Here is a 15,299-nt window from a genome sequence, read left to right on the forward strand (position 1 = left end):
GACGATACGGCCTCCCCTCCACCCGCCGAGGACGTGAGGTCGCTCTACCCTTTCCTGTACTCGGATTCGTCCGACGCCGACTCCGTGCTCGACCAGATCCGCCGGTCCACTGTGGACAAAGCGCGCGAGATCGTCGCGCTGCGGGAGTCGATGTTCGCTCGCGACGGGAGCCGGCTGCTGGAGTGCGCCGGCGCGATGGCACGCCGATTCACCGGTGGCGGGCGCCTGCTGGCGTTCGGCAACGGTGGCAGTTCGACCGACGCACAGGACTTGGCCAGCCTCTTCCTCAGTCCGGCGAGCGGGCCCGGCGGTACCCCTCCCCCGCTGCCCGCCTTCGGCCTCACCAACGACATCGCGGTGATCACCGCGCTGAGCAACGACATCGGCTTCGACGTGGTGTTCGCCCGGCAGATCGCCGCCTTCGCGAAGCCGCTCGACATCGCGGTCGGCCTGTCCACCAGCGGCAACTCCACCAACCTGCTGCGTGGCTTGGACGAGGCGAACGGGCGAGGTCTGCTCACGATCGGGATCACCGGCTACGACGGCGGCAAGATGGCCGAACTGGACGGCATCGACTACCTGTTCGTGGTCCCGTCTCCGTCGGTGCACCGCGTCCAAGAGGCACAGACCACGCTTTATCACGTGTTGTGGGAACTGGTCGTCGAACACCTCGCGGAGCGGGTGAAACCGTGACCGACGCCCTGACCCGGGCCAAGGCCGTGGCCGACGCCGTGCTCTACGAGGGATACCTGTTGTACCCGTATCGCGCGTCGGCGGCGAAGAACAAGGTGCGCTGGCAATGGGGCGTGCTCACTCCCGCCGCCTACGCGGCGGCGGGTACCGGCGAACATCACTGGTCGCAGGCGGAACTGATCGCGGAGCCACCGGACGATGGGGTTCTCCAAGTCCGGCTCCGCTTCCTCCAAGTGCAGAAACGTGTGGTCGAGGCGGCCGGCAGGGCGGTGCCGTCGCTGACCGTCGACGGAACCGAGTACACCACCTGGGAGGAGGCCGTCGAACGTGAGATCGCGGCCGCGATCCCCTTCGCGGCCCTGCGCAGGGGAACCTGTGTCCCGTTCCACGTGGAAGGCGGTGAGGACGTCGAGCCGATCCTCGGTGGCGACGACGCGCGGCTGGTGCGCAGGCGCGCCGGCCTGCGCGGCGAACTACGGCTCCGCGGTGAGGCTTTGCCAGGGCCGTTCGGCGGCGTGAAACTGCGGGTGGGGGTGTACAACAAGTCCGTCTGGGACGAGCCGGAAGCGACGCGGGACGAAGCACTGGCCCACTCGATGGTCGCCACGCACACGCTGCTCTCCATCCCGGGTGGCGCTTTCCTCTCGCTGATCGACCCGCCCGAATGGGCGTCGGTGGCCACCGAGGAATGCGTCAACGAACGCACCTGGCCGGTCCTGCTCGGAAAGCCCGGCCGGTGCGACACCGTCCTGTGCTCGCCGATCATCCTCTACGACCACCCGGAAATCGCCGAGGAGAGCCAAGGTCCCCTGTACGACGGCCTGGAGATCGACGAGATCCTGACCCTGCGCACGCTGACGCTCACCGACGAGGAGAAACGGCAGGCACGCGCCACCGACACGCGGGCGGCCGAACTGATCGACCGGGTCGAGAGCATGCCACCGGAATTGCTGGACCGGCTCCACGGCACGATCCGCTATCTGCGCTCCGTCACCGGTGACGCGGAGGAACCGCCCGACGTGCCGTGGTGGGATCCCGAGGCGGACGCGTCGCTGTCGCCGGAATCCGACACCGTGAACGTCGCCGGGGTCGCGATCGGCAAGGGCAGCCGCGTACGGCTGCGGCCCGCCAAGCGGGCCGACGCGCACGACATGTTCCTGAGCGGCCGGGCCGCGGTCGTGCAGGCGGTGCTGCTCGACGTCGACGACGTCTGGCATATCGCGGTCACCCTCGAAGACGATCTCGGCTCGGAGCTCTATGCCCAGCACGGCCGGTACCGCTACTTCGGCGTCGACGAGATCGAGCCGATCGCCACGGAGGCGCCATGACTCCCCGGATACTGGTGGCCGGCATCGGCAACGTCTTCCTCGGAGACGACGGTTTCGGGGTCGAAGTCGTCCGCCGGATGTCCACGAAGGTCTTGCCGGATCGGGTGCGGGTGGCGGACTACGGCGTTCGCGGTATGCACCTGGCCTACGACCTGGTCGCCGGGCAGTACGACCTGACGGTGATGGTGGACGCCACCACGCGGGGCGATGCCCCCGGCACGGTGTACGTCGTCGAACTGGATCTCCCCGAAGGGCCGCCCCGGCCGACGGCGGAGGCACTCGACGCGCACGGGATGCAGCCCGACGTCGTGCTGAACCTGGTCGCCCTCCTCGGCGGGGATCCCGGCCGGGTGCTGCTGGTCGGTTGCGAACCGGCGGTGCTCGACCATCGCATGGAGCTCAGCCCCGCGGTGGCGGCCGCGGTGGACACGGCCGCGGACGCCGTCGCCGACCTCATCGGCGCGTGCCGGTCAGCTGCGACAGGAAGGAGCCGGGTGCCGTCATGTGCCTTGGAATCCCCGGAGAAGTGATCGAAATCCTCGCGGACCGTACTGATCTGGCGAAGGTCGACGTGGGCGGCGTCAGACGGGCCATCAACATCGCGCTGGTCGCCGAAGAGGGCATCGAGCCGGGCGACTGGGTTCTGATCCATGTCGGCTTCGCCCTGTCCAAGATCGACGAGGCCGAGGCGAAAGCGGCGATGGACTTCCTCGAGAGCATCGGCAAGGCCTATGACGACGAGATCGCGGCCCTGCGCGATTCGCAGATCATTTAGGAGCTGAGCAGCATGCGTTTCGTCGACGAGTTCCGCGACGCCGAGAAGGCCAAGGTGCTCTCCGCGAAGATCGCCGGCCTGTGCGAGCCCGGCCGCGAGTACAAGTTCATGGAGGTGTGCGGCGGCCATACGCACACGATCTACAAGCACGGACTGGAGGATTACCTTCCGGAGTCCATCACCCTGGTACACGGTCCCGGCTGCCCGGTCTGTGTCATCCCGATGGGCCGCATCGACGACGCGATCCACATCGCCCGCCGTCCCGAGGTGCTCATGACTTCGTTCGGCGACATGATGCGGGTGCCCGGCGGCGACGGGAACTTCTTCGACTCCAACGCCGAGGACACCGACATCCGGATGGTCTACTCGCCACTGGACTCGCTGAAGATCGCCAGGCAGAACCCGGACCGGCAGGTCGTGTTCATGGCGATCGGCTTCGAGACCACCACGCCGTCGACCGCGATGACGATCCTGCGAGCGGCCGAAGAAGGCATCGAGAACTTCTCGGTCTTCTGCAACCACATCACCATCATTCCCGCCATCAAGGCCATCCTCGACTCTCCGGACCTGCGTCTCGACGGCTTCATCGGACCAGGGCACGTTTCGACGGTGATCGGTTGCCGCCCGTACGAATTCATCGCCAGGAGTTACGGAAAGCCCCTCGTGGTGGCCGGATTCGAGCCGCTCGACATCCTGCGGTCGATCCACATGCTGATGGTGCAGCTCAAGGAAGGCCGCTCGGAAGTGGAGAACCAGTACTCGCGGGTCGTGCCGTGGGAGGGCAACCTCAAGGCGTTGCGGGTGATCAACGAGACGATGGAGCTGCGCCCGTACTTCGAATGGCGCGGACTCGGTTTCATCTCCCACTCGGCACTGCGGTTACGCGAGAAGTACGCGCCGTTCGACGCCGAGGTGAAGTACGACGTGCCGGGGGTGCGGGTCGCGGACCCGAAGGCGTGCCAATGCGGCGAGGTACTGAAAGGGGTGCTGAAACCCTGGGAATGCAAGGTCTTCGGCACCGCGTGCACCCCCGAGACCCCGATCGGAACCTGCATGGTGTCACCGGAGGGAGCTTGCGCGGCCTACTACAACTTCGGGCGGTTCACCCGGACCAGGGTGCCGGAGACGAGCATCGCCACGACCGACGACCTGGCCGCTACGGCCCGCCGGACCCCGGCCGAAGGCGCCATCCGATGAGCGCCGGTACCGGCACGCCGTCCGGCCGGGAACAGGCGGTGCTCGATCGGATCGACAAGGCCCGCAGGCGCCGGGCCAAGGTACGCGAGGAACGGATCACGCTGGCCCACGGATCCGGCGGCAAGGCCACCCAAACCCTGATCGAAGGCGTCTTTCTCGAGGCGTTTCGCAATCCTCTGCTGGAACCGCTCGAAGACGCGGCCGCGCTGACGATCAGCGGCTCCCGGCTGGCGCTGACCACCGACTCGTTCGTGGTGTCACCGCTGTTCTTCCCCGGTGGCGACATCGGAGACCTCGCCGTCAACGGAACGGTCAACGATCTCGCCGTGTCCGGCGCCGAACCGCGGTACCTGACGGCGGGTTTCATCCTGGAGGAGGGTTTCCCGGTCACCGATCTGGTCAGGATCGTGGAGACGATGAAGTCCGCCGCCGACGCCGCCGGGGTGGCCATCGTGACCGGTGACACCAAGGTGGTGCAGCGCGGAAAGGTCGACGGCTGCTACATCAACACGGCAGGTGTCGGCGTGATCGACCATCCGCACAGGCTCGGCGTCGCGACGGTCGAGCCCGGAGACGCCGTCATCGTGTCCGGCCCGATCGGCGACCACGGCATCACCGTGATGCTCGCCCGCGGCGAACTCGACATCGAGGCGGACCTTCGATCGGACACCGCGCCGGTGCACGGGCTCGTCGCCGCGCTGTTAGCGGAAACCCCTGGCGTGCGGGCGATGCGCGACGCGACCCGAGGTGGCGTCGCGACCGTGCTCAACGAAATGGCCAGGGCCGCGGATGTGGCCGTGGTGATCGACGAAGAGCGGATCCCGGCCCGCGCTCAGGTGCGCGGGGCGTCGGAACTGCTCGGCATCGATCCGCTCTACGTGGCCTGCGAGGGCCGGATCGTGGTGGTCGTCGACGGCGAGCAGGCCGAGACCGCTCTGGCCGCCATGCGCGCGCACCCGCTCGGTTCGCAGGCCGCGATCATCGGCCGGATCAAGGCCGATCCGCCGGGCCTGGTGCTGCTGAACACCACCTTCGGCGGGACCCGGATCTGCGATCTGCTGGTCGGGGATCCACTGCCGCGAATCTGCTGAAGACCGCCGAAGGGAGCGGGCATGCACGAGCTGTCCATCACCCAGGCGGCGGTGGAGACGATCATCGAACGGATGGGCGCCACCCCGATCCGCCGCGTCACGCTGGAGATCGGGGTCCTGTCCGGGGTGGTGGTGGACTCGGTGCGGTTCTGCTTCGAGGTGGTCGTGGCCGGCACTCCCCTGCGGGACGCGGTCCTGGACGTGGTCGAACCACCGGGCCGCGCCGGCTGCCGCGCCTGCGCTCTGGAGTTCGTCGTCGAGGACCCGAGGATCCTGCTCTGCCCCGGCTGCGGCGACGCCGACGTGCGGATACTCGCCGGGCGGGAACTGAGGATCAAATCTGTGGAGGTGGAGAACGTATGTGCGCGACCTGCGGTTGCTCGGACGAGACCGGAATCCGGGTGATCGATCCGGAGGCCGACGGACACGGTCATGGACACGATCACGTGCATCCGGAAACGCAGCGGACCGTGCTGCTGGAGCAGGACATCCTCGCCGCGAACGACCTGCTGGCCGAGAACAACCGCGGCTGGCTGGCCGAACGGGCGATCCATGCCGTGAACCTGATGAGCTCCCCCGGATCCGGCAAGACCACGCTGCTCGAACGCACCATCCGCGAGCTGGGCCGCGAGTTCCCGATGACCGTGATCGAAGGTGATCAGGAAACCGTGTTCGACGCCGACCGGATCAGGGCGACCGGATGCCGGGTGATCCAGGTCAACACCGGCGCCGGCTGTCATCTGGACGCGGACATGCTGGCCAAGGCACTGCGCACGCTCGATCCACCGAGCCGGTCCACGGTATTCATCGAGAACGTCGGCAACCTGGTCTGCCCAGCGCTCTTCGACCTCGGCGAAGGCACCCGCACGGTGATCATGTCGGTCACCGAGGGCTCGGACAAACCGGGGAAATACCCGCATATGTTCCGCACGGCGGACGTGGTCCTGCTCAACAAGATCGACCTACTGCCCTACGTGGACTTCGACGTCGACGCGTTTCTCACCGCGCTGACGCAGGTGAACCCGAGGTCTCGCGTACTCAAGATGTCGGCGACCGGCGGCGAGGGCATGGACGACTGGTACGGCTGGCTCCGTGAGCGAGTCGATCTCGGACCGACGCTCTGAGAAACACCGGCCGAGCGCCGCGACGGCCCCGTTTGTGTGAAGGCCCAGCGGCCAGGCCAGCCACCTCCCCGGCCTCCTCGTGCAGCCGCAGATCGACGTGCCGAGTTCGGAATCGTCGCGCCGCTGGCCACGACATCGTTGAGCTCGGCCAGCTGAGCTCACGTGTGCCGGGGACGGCTTGGCGCCCATCGGACCGGTCGGCCCTCCAGTCCTGGGGTCGGGGTCGACCCAGACCTTCGTGCCTGAACGGCCGGCGAGCACCTTCAGCTTGCGCAGCCCGTTTGCCTGTCCGGCTTGAAGACATCGACATGCCGGGAGGGCTGGTCGATGTTGCCGCAGGGGTGGGCTGAGTCACTGCTCTTCGCCAGCTTGCTGATGCTCTTGCCCGGGAGGAGCGTCGATGACTCACCGCAGGACGTAGCTGAGCGATCCGGCGCCGTATCGCGTGGAGCGAGTGATACCCAGGTGCGGTGCCCCTGGGCCATTAATGTCGCTCTGGCCTGTGGCTTTGCACGAGAGGATCGCCCGATCGGAGGCTATCGGATGGTAACCAGACATCATCTCAAGGTGAGTCTTCGTGACGATACGTACCCCCCTGATTCAGGGCTTCCAGGGGACGTATACTCTCTTCATCAGCAAGTCCGAGTGGCGGAATGGCAGACGCGCTAGCTTGAGGTGCTAGTGTCCTTAACGGACGTGGGGGTTCAAGTCCCCCCTCGGACACATATTCATGGTGGATCTCCCACAGCACAGAGTAATCGGCCCGCTTCGGCGGGTCTTTCTTGCGTTACCGGTACGGCCAGGTCGACTAGACTGACCATGGTCACGCCCTCCCCGCGTACTGCAGTCCGGGGAGGTGTGTCGTGACCCGTCCGATCTCGTCGGTGTCCTTGCCAGGCACTGTCTCCGCATCCGCCCGGGCCCGGCCGCCGTTGTCGGCCCCGGTTCCGCTGAAACTTCCTTCCCTGCGCACGCCAGGCGCGACCGGCGGGCCACGGTTGTCGATCGCGGTACTCGACGCGGGTGGCCGCCTGCAGGACCAGGGCGCGGTCGCGGCTCTGGGCTGGAGCCCGGGTGACCGCCTGCTGATCACGCTCATCAAGACGTCGGTGGTGATCCACCGGCACGCCGACGGCGTGTTCGTCATGCCCCGCAAGCCCTACGTCTGCCTGCCCGCAACGGTCCGCAGGGCCTGCGGCGTCGACGCGGGAGCCCGCATGCTCCTGGTCGCCGACGCCGAGCACGACGTCCTCGTCGTCCACCCCGAACCCGCCGTGCAGGCGATGCTCCGCACCTTCCACGCCACACTCGCCACCGAGGAGGCATCATGACCACCTCCGCCAGCCCGCAGGACCTCGAAACAGCCCGCCTGCTGCTGAACCGGCTCGGCGTCGACCCCGCCGAACTCCTCACCGCCAGCGCGCCGGAGGACGGCCCGTCGCGGCAGCGGCCCATGCCGACGATCCGGGAATGGATCCCCGTCGTCGCCGCGCTCCTCTCCCCCAGCACCGCCGCCTCCTACGGGTCGTACTGGGCGAAAGCCGAGGCGGTGTGGGGTGACCGGCCCATGGACACGATCACCGCCACCGAGATCAAAGCCCAGTCCGAGATCGCGCGCGCCACCGCCGTGGTCCGCCGCAACTCCCGCGGCGGGCGCAACGCGGCAGAGAACTTCATCGCCGCCGTCCGCTGCCTCTACAAACACCTGGAGAACGACGGCCGGCTCGATCAGCACCGCAATCCCGCCCGCAGGGTCACCAAACCACGGCGCAACGCCTCCACACGGCGTGCCCTGCCCCACGCGCAGCTGTCCGAACTCAACGACGTCGTCGCCAGCACCGGAGACGACCCCGAACTCGACGCCCTCCTCTGCCGCCTGCACGAGGAGACCGCCTGCCGCCGCGGCGGCGCCCTCGCACTGCGGCCGCGGGACCTCGACCGCCGGCAATGCACCGTCCTGCTCCGGGAGAAGGGTGAGACCGAACGCTGGCAACCCGTCTCCCCCACTTTGATGCGCCACCTCATCGCCCACGGGGAGGAGCGCGGCAACGGCGACCGAGAGGAGCAGCTCTTGCGCTACGCCAACGGCAACCCCATCACCAAACGCCGCTACGACTACATCTTCCGGCGAGTCCAGGCCGAGCTCGACTGGGCCCGGGCCCTGCAAGTCAGCGCCCACTGGCTACGGCACACCACTTTGACCTGGGTCGAACGCAACTTCGGCATCGGCGTGGCCCGCGCCTACGCCGGACACGCCGACACCGGCAGCGACCTCACCACCACCAGCTACGTCAAAGCCGACATCACCGAAGTCGCCGCCGCGCTCGCGGCACTCACCGGCGAACCACACCCGCTCGCCGCCTGACCCCAGCGCCTCCGAGCAGCCGGATGTCGGAGGTGGTGCTCGCGGCCACCGATTCGTGACCGCGAGCACCACCTCCGGCAACTGTCAGCCGCCCTGCGGATCACGGCTACGAAGCAGCGATGCGTGAAACCCGGTGACCATCGCGTGCAGAACATGCTGGGGATACACCACCAGCAGATCATGCTCGATCAACGACGCCAGCAACACCTGCTCCCCCGCCCGCATCCGGCACCGCGACCGCAATCGCGCAGGCAGCACCACACCCATCTTCGACGGTATGCGCGCGCTCACGCGTTCACTTGCCCGTCCTACCACGAGAAGACCAGCGGACACATCGAACCGAATCGACTGCCCCGCACACCAATCCAGCTGAGACAGAGCGACCTTGGCCGCCACAGTGCCGGTTTCATCGATCCGCACAAGACTGAAACCAACCGAACCACTCTCGACCAACGCACCGAGCTCAGCCAACGGCGGAGGAACCATGCCCCTAGGCGCTGAACCTCTTACAGGCATCAGCAACGACGCGACGATCTTGTCAGCCACCGGAACAGCCTCAGCCTCTCGCCCGAGAGGAACCGGCAAACTTCCGCCAGCCACACCATCATCCCGCTGGCCACCGGACTTGAGTGAACAAGTTGTAGTCATGGCACGTCCCTGATCCTTCGCACAGGGAGGGCGCGACTAACCACACCAAGACTGCCGAAACCTGACAGCAATCGCAATCAGTGTCCAAGATCGTTCGTACGCATCAGGGCGATGCGTGTCTTTGCGCCCCTCGCGTTCTGCCAACACGACAGACCGGACCGGTGTCCGCACCACCGCCGACTCGCGGCGCAAACAATGAGCCGACCATGCCACGCTCCGCTCCGTCCTTAATAGTGGCCATTGATACCGCGTGCCCCGCCCGTTGGCATCGGCACGGATCATCGTGCTGCCGGGCCCGCCGTCATGCGCGGCCCGTCGGCCGTCTGAAACAGGCAGATCGCCGACGTCCGGGTCGCGATCACCCGACACAGCTGCCCGCTGCCAATCGACTACGAGTGGTACGGCCGCTCGTTCGACGCCCTGGACTACCGGTTCATCGAACCGCTCAGCCGTCACGCACCCGAGGACTACGCCCGAGTCCTGGACTGGTTCCCCCTCGCAGAGCTCGAGTTGCTACGCCATGACCTCCCCTGAGGACCCCAATGCCGCGCTGCTCGCGCAGCTCAAAATGTCGTCGTCCGTGTCCGGCATGAAGTCCAACGACGACGTGCTGGCCCTGCTCACGGCCGAGCCAGACCCCGACCCACTCGCCGGCGTCGAGTACACGGGCGACGAAGAGGACGACCCGCGCCCCGAGCTCGGCGCGCTGCACCGCGGCTTCCGCGAACGCACCGCCCTCGAGCTGGAACGGATGCAGCTCGCGACCGAAAGCGAGTACTGGTTCTGCGTCTGCTTCAAGAGCCAGGACGACAAGGACGCCTTCCTCGCCGCCGCCGGTCTCGTCGTCATCGGGGACAAGTACCTCGACGGCTACGCCACCGCGGAGCTGCTCGGCGTCACGATGCCCGAACCTGACGACACCGAGAGGGGGTGAACTGAATGCCTCCACGCAAGCGCCAGACCGCCGCCGCAGCCAAGCGACGCGGCGCGGCCCGGAAGAAGGCCACCACCGCCCCCAAGGCGAAGGGCCGGGGCAAGGCGTCCAGCGGCTCCAGCTGAGACCTCCCGCAACGCGATAGCTTGTGGAAGCCCTATCCAAAGGCATTCGTCTAGCTTGTCAACACATGTGTTGACAAGTTGGCCGAATACATGCGATACAGTCCAGTGTCCGAGTTGATTGATGTAGTGACAGCTACTCAGCGATCAGCCCAACGGGAAGGGGCGGGCACCGACGGTACCCGCCCCTCGGGCCTAGTGGCCGGTGGCTTTCCAGATCACTAGGCCCAACGCGATCAACTGCGTGAGCAGCTGAATCCACGGTATGCCGCGACCCCAGTTCGAGCTGGGGTCGCGGTTACCTTTGCCATCGTTCGGCATCCTCTGTGCGTCCTTCCCTCCTGCCGGGCTGTCCCCGGACTACCCCTTCCGGCGAGCCGGGCGGGAGCAGAGGTTGCACATCGCTTGCGAAACGTGACTGCGCGGGAGCGTATCCGTCCCCCTCTTATGCGTGCTCGCGAGGGGAGGGTTAACAAATGGGAAAGCGCGGACCCGCAGGCAAGCCGACTTCGCTGCGCATCCTGCACGGTGATCGCAAGGAGCGGATCAACGACGCTGAACCGGTGCCGCCTGCGGTGGAGATCGTGCCGCCGGAGTGGCTGTCGGAGAAGGGGCGGGCGATCTGGGATAGGCTCGCGCCGGGCATGATCAGCCGGAGGGTCTGACCGCGTGGGACGTCGACGCGTTCGGCGTGCTGTGTGAGGCACTGGCCCGCTACACCGTAGCCACCGCATTGGTGAACGGTCCCGCACTGCTGGTCCCTGGTGGCGGGGGCCTGGTGCCCAACCCCGCGCTTAAGGTGCAGGCTGATTCCGAGCGCACGTTCCTTACGTTCGCCGCGCGGTTCGGGCTGACGCCGTCGGACCGGCAGGCGATCAAGGCCGAGGTGAGCGCCGATGGCGGGACCTCGGGCGACGCGGGCCGCCTCCTCTCCTAAACCCCGTTCCCGCACGCGGAAACCCAGTTCCAGAACCGGTACGCCGAAGTCTCCGCAGCTTCCGGTGTGCGGCTGGTGCTTCGACGGACGTGCCTGCCGCCAACGCGGCGACCACCTCTGCCATCAGCGCGCCGATCATGCGCAGGCGTTCGCCGAAGAGATCTGCGTGCACACCAAAGACCGGTGGGCACGGACGCCATTCATCCTCGCCGAATGGCAGCGCGACGACATTGTCCGGCCGCTGTTCGGCGAGGTCCGGTGGGATCCGGAGTGGCAGACCTACGTCCGCCGCTACCGGTCCGGCTGGATCGAGCTCGCCCGCAAGAACGGCAAGTCCGAGCTGCTGGCGTTCGTCGCGCTGTACATGCTCGTCGGGGACGGGGTCGAGTCCGCCGAGGTCTACGGCGCCGCCCGTGATAAGGACCAGGCGCGACTGGTGTTCAACGTCGCCGCCCGAATGGTCGCCCTGTCACCGGTGCTGTCCAAGCGGCTGCGGGTAATCGAGCACGCCGCCCGGATCGTGGACGAGAAAACCAACAGCGTGTATCAGGTCGCCGCCGCCGACGCGCTGGGCAAACTCGGGTCAAACCCGTCCTGCGTGATCTTCGACGAGGTCCTGACCCAGCCGAACGGCGACCTCTGGGCCGCGCTGCGGACCGGCATGGGCACCCGCGTACAGCCGCTGCTGCTCGCCGCCACGACGGCGGGCAACGACCCCACCAGCTTCGCCAAGTCCGAGCACGACGAGTGCGTGAAGATCGCCGAAGACCCCTCCCGCGCCCCGCACCGGTTCGCCTACCTGCGCAACCTGCCCGCGACGCGGACCCCTGGGACGAAGCGAACTGGTACTACGCGAACCCGGCTTTGGGTGACTTCCTCTCGCTGGCCGCGCTGGGGAAGAGGCGCTGGAAGCGCGCAACGATCCGGCGCGGGAGAACAGCTTCCGGCAATACCGGCTGAACCAATGGGTGTCACAGTCCACGCGATGGATGCCCATGCACCTCTACACCGCGTGCACCGGAACCGAGTTCGCCGAACCCGCGCGCCTGCGGGAGCTGGTTGCTCGCCGGCCAGCGTGGGGCGGGCTGGACCTCGCGTCCAAGCTCGACCTGACGGCCTGGTGCCTGATCGTGCCGGACGGCATCGACGGCCACGTGTCCGCGCTGTGGCGGTTCTGGCTGCCCGAGGCCGGAGTGGACTTCCTCGACGAGCACACCGACCACCGCGTCTCCCAGTGGGTCGAACAAGGCTGGATCACCACCATCCCCGGCGAGGTCATCGACTACGAGGTGATCGAGGCCGACATCGCCGCCGACTGCGCCGCGCTACGGGTCGCCGATATCAACTACGACGAGTGGAGCGGCGAACCCGTCCGCCAGCGCCTGGAACGTGTCACGCGGGTGCCCATGTACCCGGTACCGCAGACGTTCCGCGGAATGACCCACGGCATGACCGAACTCATGACCCTGCCCCGCTCCCGCTCGTGGTCGCACCACGGCAACCCCGTAGCGGCGTTCTGCTTCGACTCGGTGGAGGTACGCCATCCACCAGGCGAACCCGACCTCATCCGCCCCGACAAGCCCCTACGCGGGAAAACCGGCAAACGCATCGACGCGGTACCCGCCGCCGCCATGGCCGTCTCCGGCTGGCGGCTGCGCGGCCAAAAACCGAAAAAGTCTGGCCAGATGGTCGTGATGTGAGCCTAAGAATACACCTGAGATTCCACACCTGCCAACCCCAAATCCACCCTAAAGCAAGCCTCCAACGCCTTGCGTCCGGTATATATCTCCTGCGCTACCTCGCTGATTTCCTCAACGGTTAGCTTCCTCTTGATTCTGGAATAGTGCTTATAAACCAGACTGAGCAACCGGTCCGCAGCATCTTCTGTCTCGCGACCGCCAACCACTCGAATTCGCGAAACAAGCTTGCGCAGCTTAGCGGCACGTTCGTCCATACTGTCGATCTCTTTGGAAAATTCCGCGTCAGTCGCGTCCATGACCTGCAAAGCCCCCTCTAGCCAGACCATGATGGCATCGTGCAGGTCTGAGTATGCTTCAACGCGGCGATCTCGCCAGTTCATGCGAGACTCGTGGCTAAGGTCTTGGCGCCTCTTGTCGTCTTCCCTTTGCCAGCGCTCACGCTCTCTTGCCAGCTCCCGAGACCAACGTTTGTCGTCCCTTTTTGTTGTAATCCAGGCCGCGCCCAGTGGCCCAATGAGTGCGATTCCGGCTAATAGCATCGATACCCAAAGCGGCGTCTGACTGTTCGGCATGTATGAATGATAGCGGTGGTTATGGATGGCAGTTGACTTCGCCGCACTGAACCCGGGACTGGAGATCCTCGATGCCTGCTACGAGGGCGAACAGTCGCTGTCGTACATGCACCCGGAGCTGCTACGCCGCCTGGACACCCGTGTGCGGCAAGTCGTGATCAACTGGCCACCGAGAACAGCACGGTGTGGCTCGTGTCGCCGGCCACACTTCAGCGTGGTGTGGGCGACCAACTCGGCGAGCGGGCCTACTGCTCGGCAGCGGGCACAAAGTCGAATTGCGTCAGTCACGCAGTAATCCGCTGCGGTTCGTCGCTGCGCTAATGGAATGGGTTTCAGAGTGACCGTTGACCACTCCTGGGGGTGTCGAACACGTCCCCATGGCTCGAGGAGTCAAGCGAAGGAATCAGGCTGGAATCGCAGGATGATCTGCTGCCATGCTCGTCGGGCTGATTCAGTGGGCAGAATGGGGATTGCATCCCGCATCGCCTGCACTACCTGTTGACGTTCGGCAGCGTTGTTGGCGAACCGCACAGACCAGCCTGCGTCGTTGATCTTGGCTGAGAGGTCGAGGAGAACCGCCTCAGCGTCTGGATGCGGGGCAAGGATCATTGCGGCTGCCGTTGGTCCCCATGCCTTGACGTCGACGTAACCCTCTCGATCGAGCAGCAAGCCTTCGATCATGCCTGCTCGGTAGCTGGCTGGCCAGATGTTCAGGTCAGGCTGCGCCGCGCAGGCGTCGACGCCCTCGTCGTGAACCAAGAATGTGTCACCCATCGCGCGTTGTGCAACGGCGACGCCGACGAGCCGCTGGTCGTCCTCACCCAGAGATGGCAGGTCGAGTGCTTGAAGTCGGCTCCGCAGCACGCCTCGGCTAAAGATGCCCTCGCGCAGCATGGTCACGAGGCTGCGGGGCAGGCCGGCGAGCGTCTGGTCGATTCGTCGGAGCACCCAGCGCGACCACAGCCCGGCAGCATCGAGAACGAGGAGCACCAACTCCTGGTCCACCTGCGGTGAGATGACGCGTCCGTGCCCAGTGCCGAACCGGTTTCGCAGTTCGGGCAGTTGGGCGATGATCGTTTTGGCGCCTTGGACGATGTCGCGGATCGGTGGATTGGCAGCCGCTCCGCGTGCTGGCAGCCTGTCGAGCACCTTGTGGACGCTTGTCAGAACAGCATTCAGGTCGGCGTTGCTGGCGACCGTCTGGCCATGCGCATCCAGCACGACTTTGGCGATCGTCTCGACCAGTTCCTTCGCTGTGCCGACGACGAGGGGTAGATCGTTGTCCCGGAGCGCTCGGTCCAGCCGACCCGTGTGCTCGTCGATGGCCCTCCAAGTCTCATCTTCGAGTCCGTCGGGCCGGGCCAGGTTCATGGTCATGTCGGACTGCTCCGGCTGGTTGATCGACGGCATGTGTTGAGGAATTATGCCGCCCCGCCTGCGCGGGTTGAGTGTCGGTGGTCGCAGCTAGGCTGCCTGGCATGACCGAGGATGCGGTCAGGCCGCCGTTTGCTCTGTCGGGCTTGTCACCGCGGGCAATTCGCAATGTGCTGGAGGAAGAGCGGCTGGGTTCGAGCGGCAGTTCTTTGCGGCCCTGACGATGGCTGGACACCGACCGAGACCAGCGTGTTCACCTGATGCTCGGAGGCCACGCCGGTGCACAGGCAGCGTCCGGGGCATGACGACAACAGAGCTTCTCGCGCTCCTGCTGGCCCTATCCCTCGCCTGCCTCCTCGGTCTAGGTGTACTGACCATGGAGGTTGGGTACGGGCGACACGTGATCGGATGATCTTGGTGTGAGGGAGGGCCTCCGGGT

Annotated in this window: 17 protein-coding genes, 1 tRNA gene and 1 pseudogene; 16 read left to right on the forward strand and 3 right to left on the reverse strand. The window is 66.4% G+C overall.

The window, feature by feature from the left end:
- The first annotated feature begins 33 nt into the window (after positions 1 to 33).
- The 11 genes from H074_RS33890 to H074_RS33940 all read left to right on the forward strand — a co-directional run bounded on the left by H074_RS33890 (position 34) and on the right by H074_RS33940 (position 8,573).
- Positions 34 to 693: a D-sedoheptulose-7-phosphate isomerase gene (locus tag H074_RS33890; protein ID WP_039924058.1), complete on the forward strand. Its 660-nt coding sequence runs from the start codon at positions 34 to 36 to the stop codon at positions 691 to 693.
- Entirely contained in the window at positions 690 to 2,021 is a 1,332-nt protein-coding gene (locus tag H074_RS33895) for a hypothetical protein (protein WP_007034613.1), read from the forward strand. The genes H074_RS33890 and H074_RS33895 overlap by 4 nt, the downstream gene beginning before the upstream one ends.
- Complete coding sequence (locus tag H074_RS33900) at positions 2,018 to 2,551, forward strand: hydrogenase maturation protease (protein WP_039924040.1); 534 nt, start codon at positions 2,018 to 2,020, stop codon at positions 2,549 to 2,551. Before H074_RS33895 ends, H074_RS33900 begins: the two co-directional genes overlap by 4 nt.
- Positions 2,524 to 2,796, forward strand: coding sequence for a HypC/HybG/HupF family hydrogenase formation chaperone (locus tag H074_RS33905; protein ID WP_007034615.1), 273 nt, complete (start codon positions 2,524 to 2,526; stop codon positions 2,794 to 2,796). Before H074_RS33900 ends, H074_RS33905 begins: the two co-directional genes overlap by 28 nt.
- A 12-nt stretch (positions 2,797 to 2,808) precedes the next feature.
- Positions 2,809 to 3,993 (forward strand): hydrogenase formation protein HypD, encoded by a 1,185-nt coding sequence (gene hypD, locus H074_RS33910; RefSeq protein WP_007034616.1) that lies wholly within the window; start codon positions 2,809 to 2,811, stop codon positions 3,991 to 3,993.
- Positions 3,990 to 5,084 (forward strand): hydrogenase expression/formation protein HypE, encoded by a 1,095-nt coding sequence (hypE, locus tag H074_RS33915; protein WP_007034617.1) that lies wholly within the window; start codon positions 3,990 to 3,992, stop codon positions 5,082 to 5,084. Before hypD ends, hypE begins: the two co-directional genes overlap by 4 nt.
- 21 nt (positions 5,085 to 5,105) lie before the next feature.
- Entirely contained in the window at positions 5,106 to 5,489 is a 384-nt protein-coding gene (locus H074_RS33920) for a hydrogenase maturation nickel metallochaperone HypA/HybF (RefSeq protein WP_007034618.1), read from the forward strand.
- Positions 5,444 to 6,208: a hydrogenase nickel incorporation protein HypB gene (hypB, locus tag H074_RS33925; RefSeq protein WP_039924042.1), complete on the forward strand. Its 765-nt coding sequence runs from the start codon at positions 5,444 to 5,446 to the stop codon at positions 6,206 to 6,208. The genes H074_RS33920 and hypB overlap by 46 nt, the downstream gene beginning before the upstream one ends.
- A 639-nt stretch (positions 6,209 to 6,847) precedes the next feature.
- Positions 6,848 to 6,931, forward strand: a tRNA-Leu gene (locus tag H074_RS33930).
- Between the two features lie 140 nt (positions 6,932 to 7,071).
- Positions 7,072 to 7,539 (forward strand): hypothetical protein, encoded by a 468-nt coding sequence (locus H074_RS33935; protein ID WP_235096948.1) that lies wholly within the window; start codon positions 7,072 to 7,074, stop codon positions 7,537 to 7,539.
- Positions 7,536 to 8,573: a tyrosine-type recombinase/integrase gene (locus tag H074_RS33940; protein ID WP_007034621.1), complete on the forward strand. Its 1,038-nt coding sequence runs from the start codon at positions 7,536 to 7,538 to the stop codon at positions 8,571 to 8,573. Before H074_RS33935 ends, H074_RS33940 begins: the two co-directional genes overlap by 4 nt.
- Before the next feature lie 84 nt (positions 8,574 to 8,657).
- Here the strand turns inward: H074_RS33940 and H074_RS40495 are convergent, their stop codons facing one another.
- Complete coding sequence (locus H074_RS40495; RefSeq protein ID WP_152521547.1) at positions 8,658 to 9,119, reverse strand: hypothetical protein; 462 nt, start codon at positions 9,117 to 9,119, stop codon at positions 8,658 to 8,660.
- A 622-nt stretch (positions 9,120 to 9,741) separates the two neighbouring features.
- Here H074_RS40495 and H074_RS33945 point away from each other — a divergent pair.
- From H074_RS33945 to H074_RS42150, 5 genes and pseudogenes are all read left to right on the forward strand, one after another.
- Positions 9,742 to 10,155, forward strand: coding sequence for a hypothetical protein (locus H074_RS33945; protein ID WP_007034623.1), 414 nt, complete (start codon positions 9,742 to 9,744; stop codon positions 10,153 to 10,155).
- Between the two features lie 598 nt (positions 10,156 to 10,753).
- Positions 10,754 to 10,942, forward strand: coding sequence for a hypothetical protein (locus tag H074_RS41805; RefSeq protein WP_007034624.1), 189 nt, complete (start codon positions 10,754 to 10,756; stop codon positions 10,940 to 10,942).
- A 26-nt stretch (positions 10,943 to 10,968) separates the two neighbouring features.
- Complete coding sequence (locus tag H074_RS41810; RefSeq protein ID WP_007034625.1) at positions 10,969 to 11,214, forward strand: P27 family phage terminase small subunit; 246 nt, start codon at positions 10,969 to 10,971, stop codon at positions 11,212 to 11,214.
- A pseudogene (locus tag H074_RS42145) lies at positions 11,174 to 11,893 on the forward strand (terminase large subunit domain-containing protein); the annotation flags it as partial. The gene H074_RS41810 and the pseudogene H074_RS42145, both read left to right, overlap by 41 nt.
- A 277-nt stretch (positions 11,894 to 12,170) precedes the next feature.
- Positions 12,171 to 12,914 carry a terminase TerL endonuclease subunit gene (locus H074_RS42150; RefSeq protein ID WP_268744784.1) on the forward strand — a complete coding sequence of 248 codons (744 nt, stop codon included), beginning with the start codon at positions 12,171 to 12,173 and terminating at the stop codon, positions 12,912 to 12,914.
- Positions 12,915 to 12,916: 2 nt separating this feature from the next.
- Here H074_RS42150 and H074_RS33960 read toward each other — a convergent pair whose 3' ends face one another.
- Both H074_RS33960 and H074_RS38865 read right to left on the reverse strand, forming a co-directional pair.
- Positions 12,917 to 13,486: a hypothetical protein gene (locus H074_RS33960; protein ID WP_152521548.1), complete on the reverse strand. Its 570-nt coding sequence runs from the start codon at positions 13,484 to 13,486 to the stop codon at positions 12,917 to 12,919.
- Between the two features lie 390 nt (positions 13,487 to 13,876).
- Complete coding sequence (locus tag H074_RS38865) at positions 13,877 to 14,896, reverse strand: abortive infection family protein (protein ID WP_007034627.1); 1,020 nt, start codon at positions 14,894 to 14,896, stop codon at positions 13,877 to 13,879.
- Positions 14,897 to 15,299: the final 403 nt, after the last annotated feature.

The organism is Amycolatopsis decaplanina DSM 44594 (assembly GCF_000342005.1).
Classification (GTDB): domain Bacteria; phylum Actinomycetota; class Actinomycetes; order Mycobacteriales; family Pseudonocardiaceae; genus Amycolatopsis; species Amycolatopsis decaplanina.

Coding starts and splice junctions, on each gene's coding strand:
- hypE (WP_007034617.1), top strand. CDS start 3,990: ATGAGCGCCGGTACCGGCACGCCGTCCGGCCGGGAACAGGCGGTGCTC.
- H074_RS41805 (WP_007034624.1), top strand. CDS start 10,754: ATGGGAAAGCGCGGACCCGCAGGCAAGCCGACTTCGCTGCGCATCCTG.
- H074_RS33940 (WP_007034621.1), top strand. CDS start 7,536: ATGACCACCTCCGCCAGCCCGCAGGACCTCGAAACAGCCCGCCTGCTG.
- H074_RS38865 (WP_007034627.1), bottom strand. CDS start 14,896: ATGCCGTCGATCAACCAGCCGGAGCAGTCCGACATGACCATGAACCTG.
- H074_RS33905 (WP_007034615.1), top strand. CDS start 2,524: ATGTGCCTTGGAATCCCCGGAGAAGTGATCGAAATCCTCGCGGACCGT.
- H074_RS33900 (WP_039924040.1), top strand. CDS start 2,018: ATGACTCCCCGGATACTGGTGGCCGGCATCGGCAACGTCTTCCTCGGA.
- H074_RS33960 (WP_152521548.1), bottom strand. CDS start 13,486: ATGCCGAACAGTCAGACGCCGCTTTGGGTATCGATGCTATTAGCCGGA.
- H074_RS33945 (WP_007034623.1), top strand. CDS start 9,742: ATGACCTCCCCTGAGGACCCCAATGCCGCGCTGCTCGCGCAGCTCAAA.
- H074_RS33920 (WP_007034618.1), top strand. CDS start 5,106: ATGCACGAGCTGTCCATCACCCAGGCGGCGGTGGAGACGATCATCGAA.
- hypB (WP_039924042.1), top strand. CDS start 5,444: ATGTGCGCGACCTGCGGTTGCTCGGACGAGACCGGAATCCGGGTGATC.
- hypD (WP_007034616.1), top strand. CDS start 2,809: ATGCGTTTCGTCGACGAGTTCCGCGACGCCGAGAAGGCCAAGGTGCTC.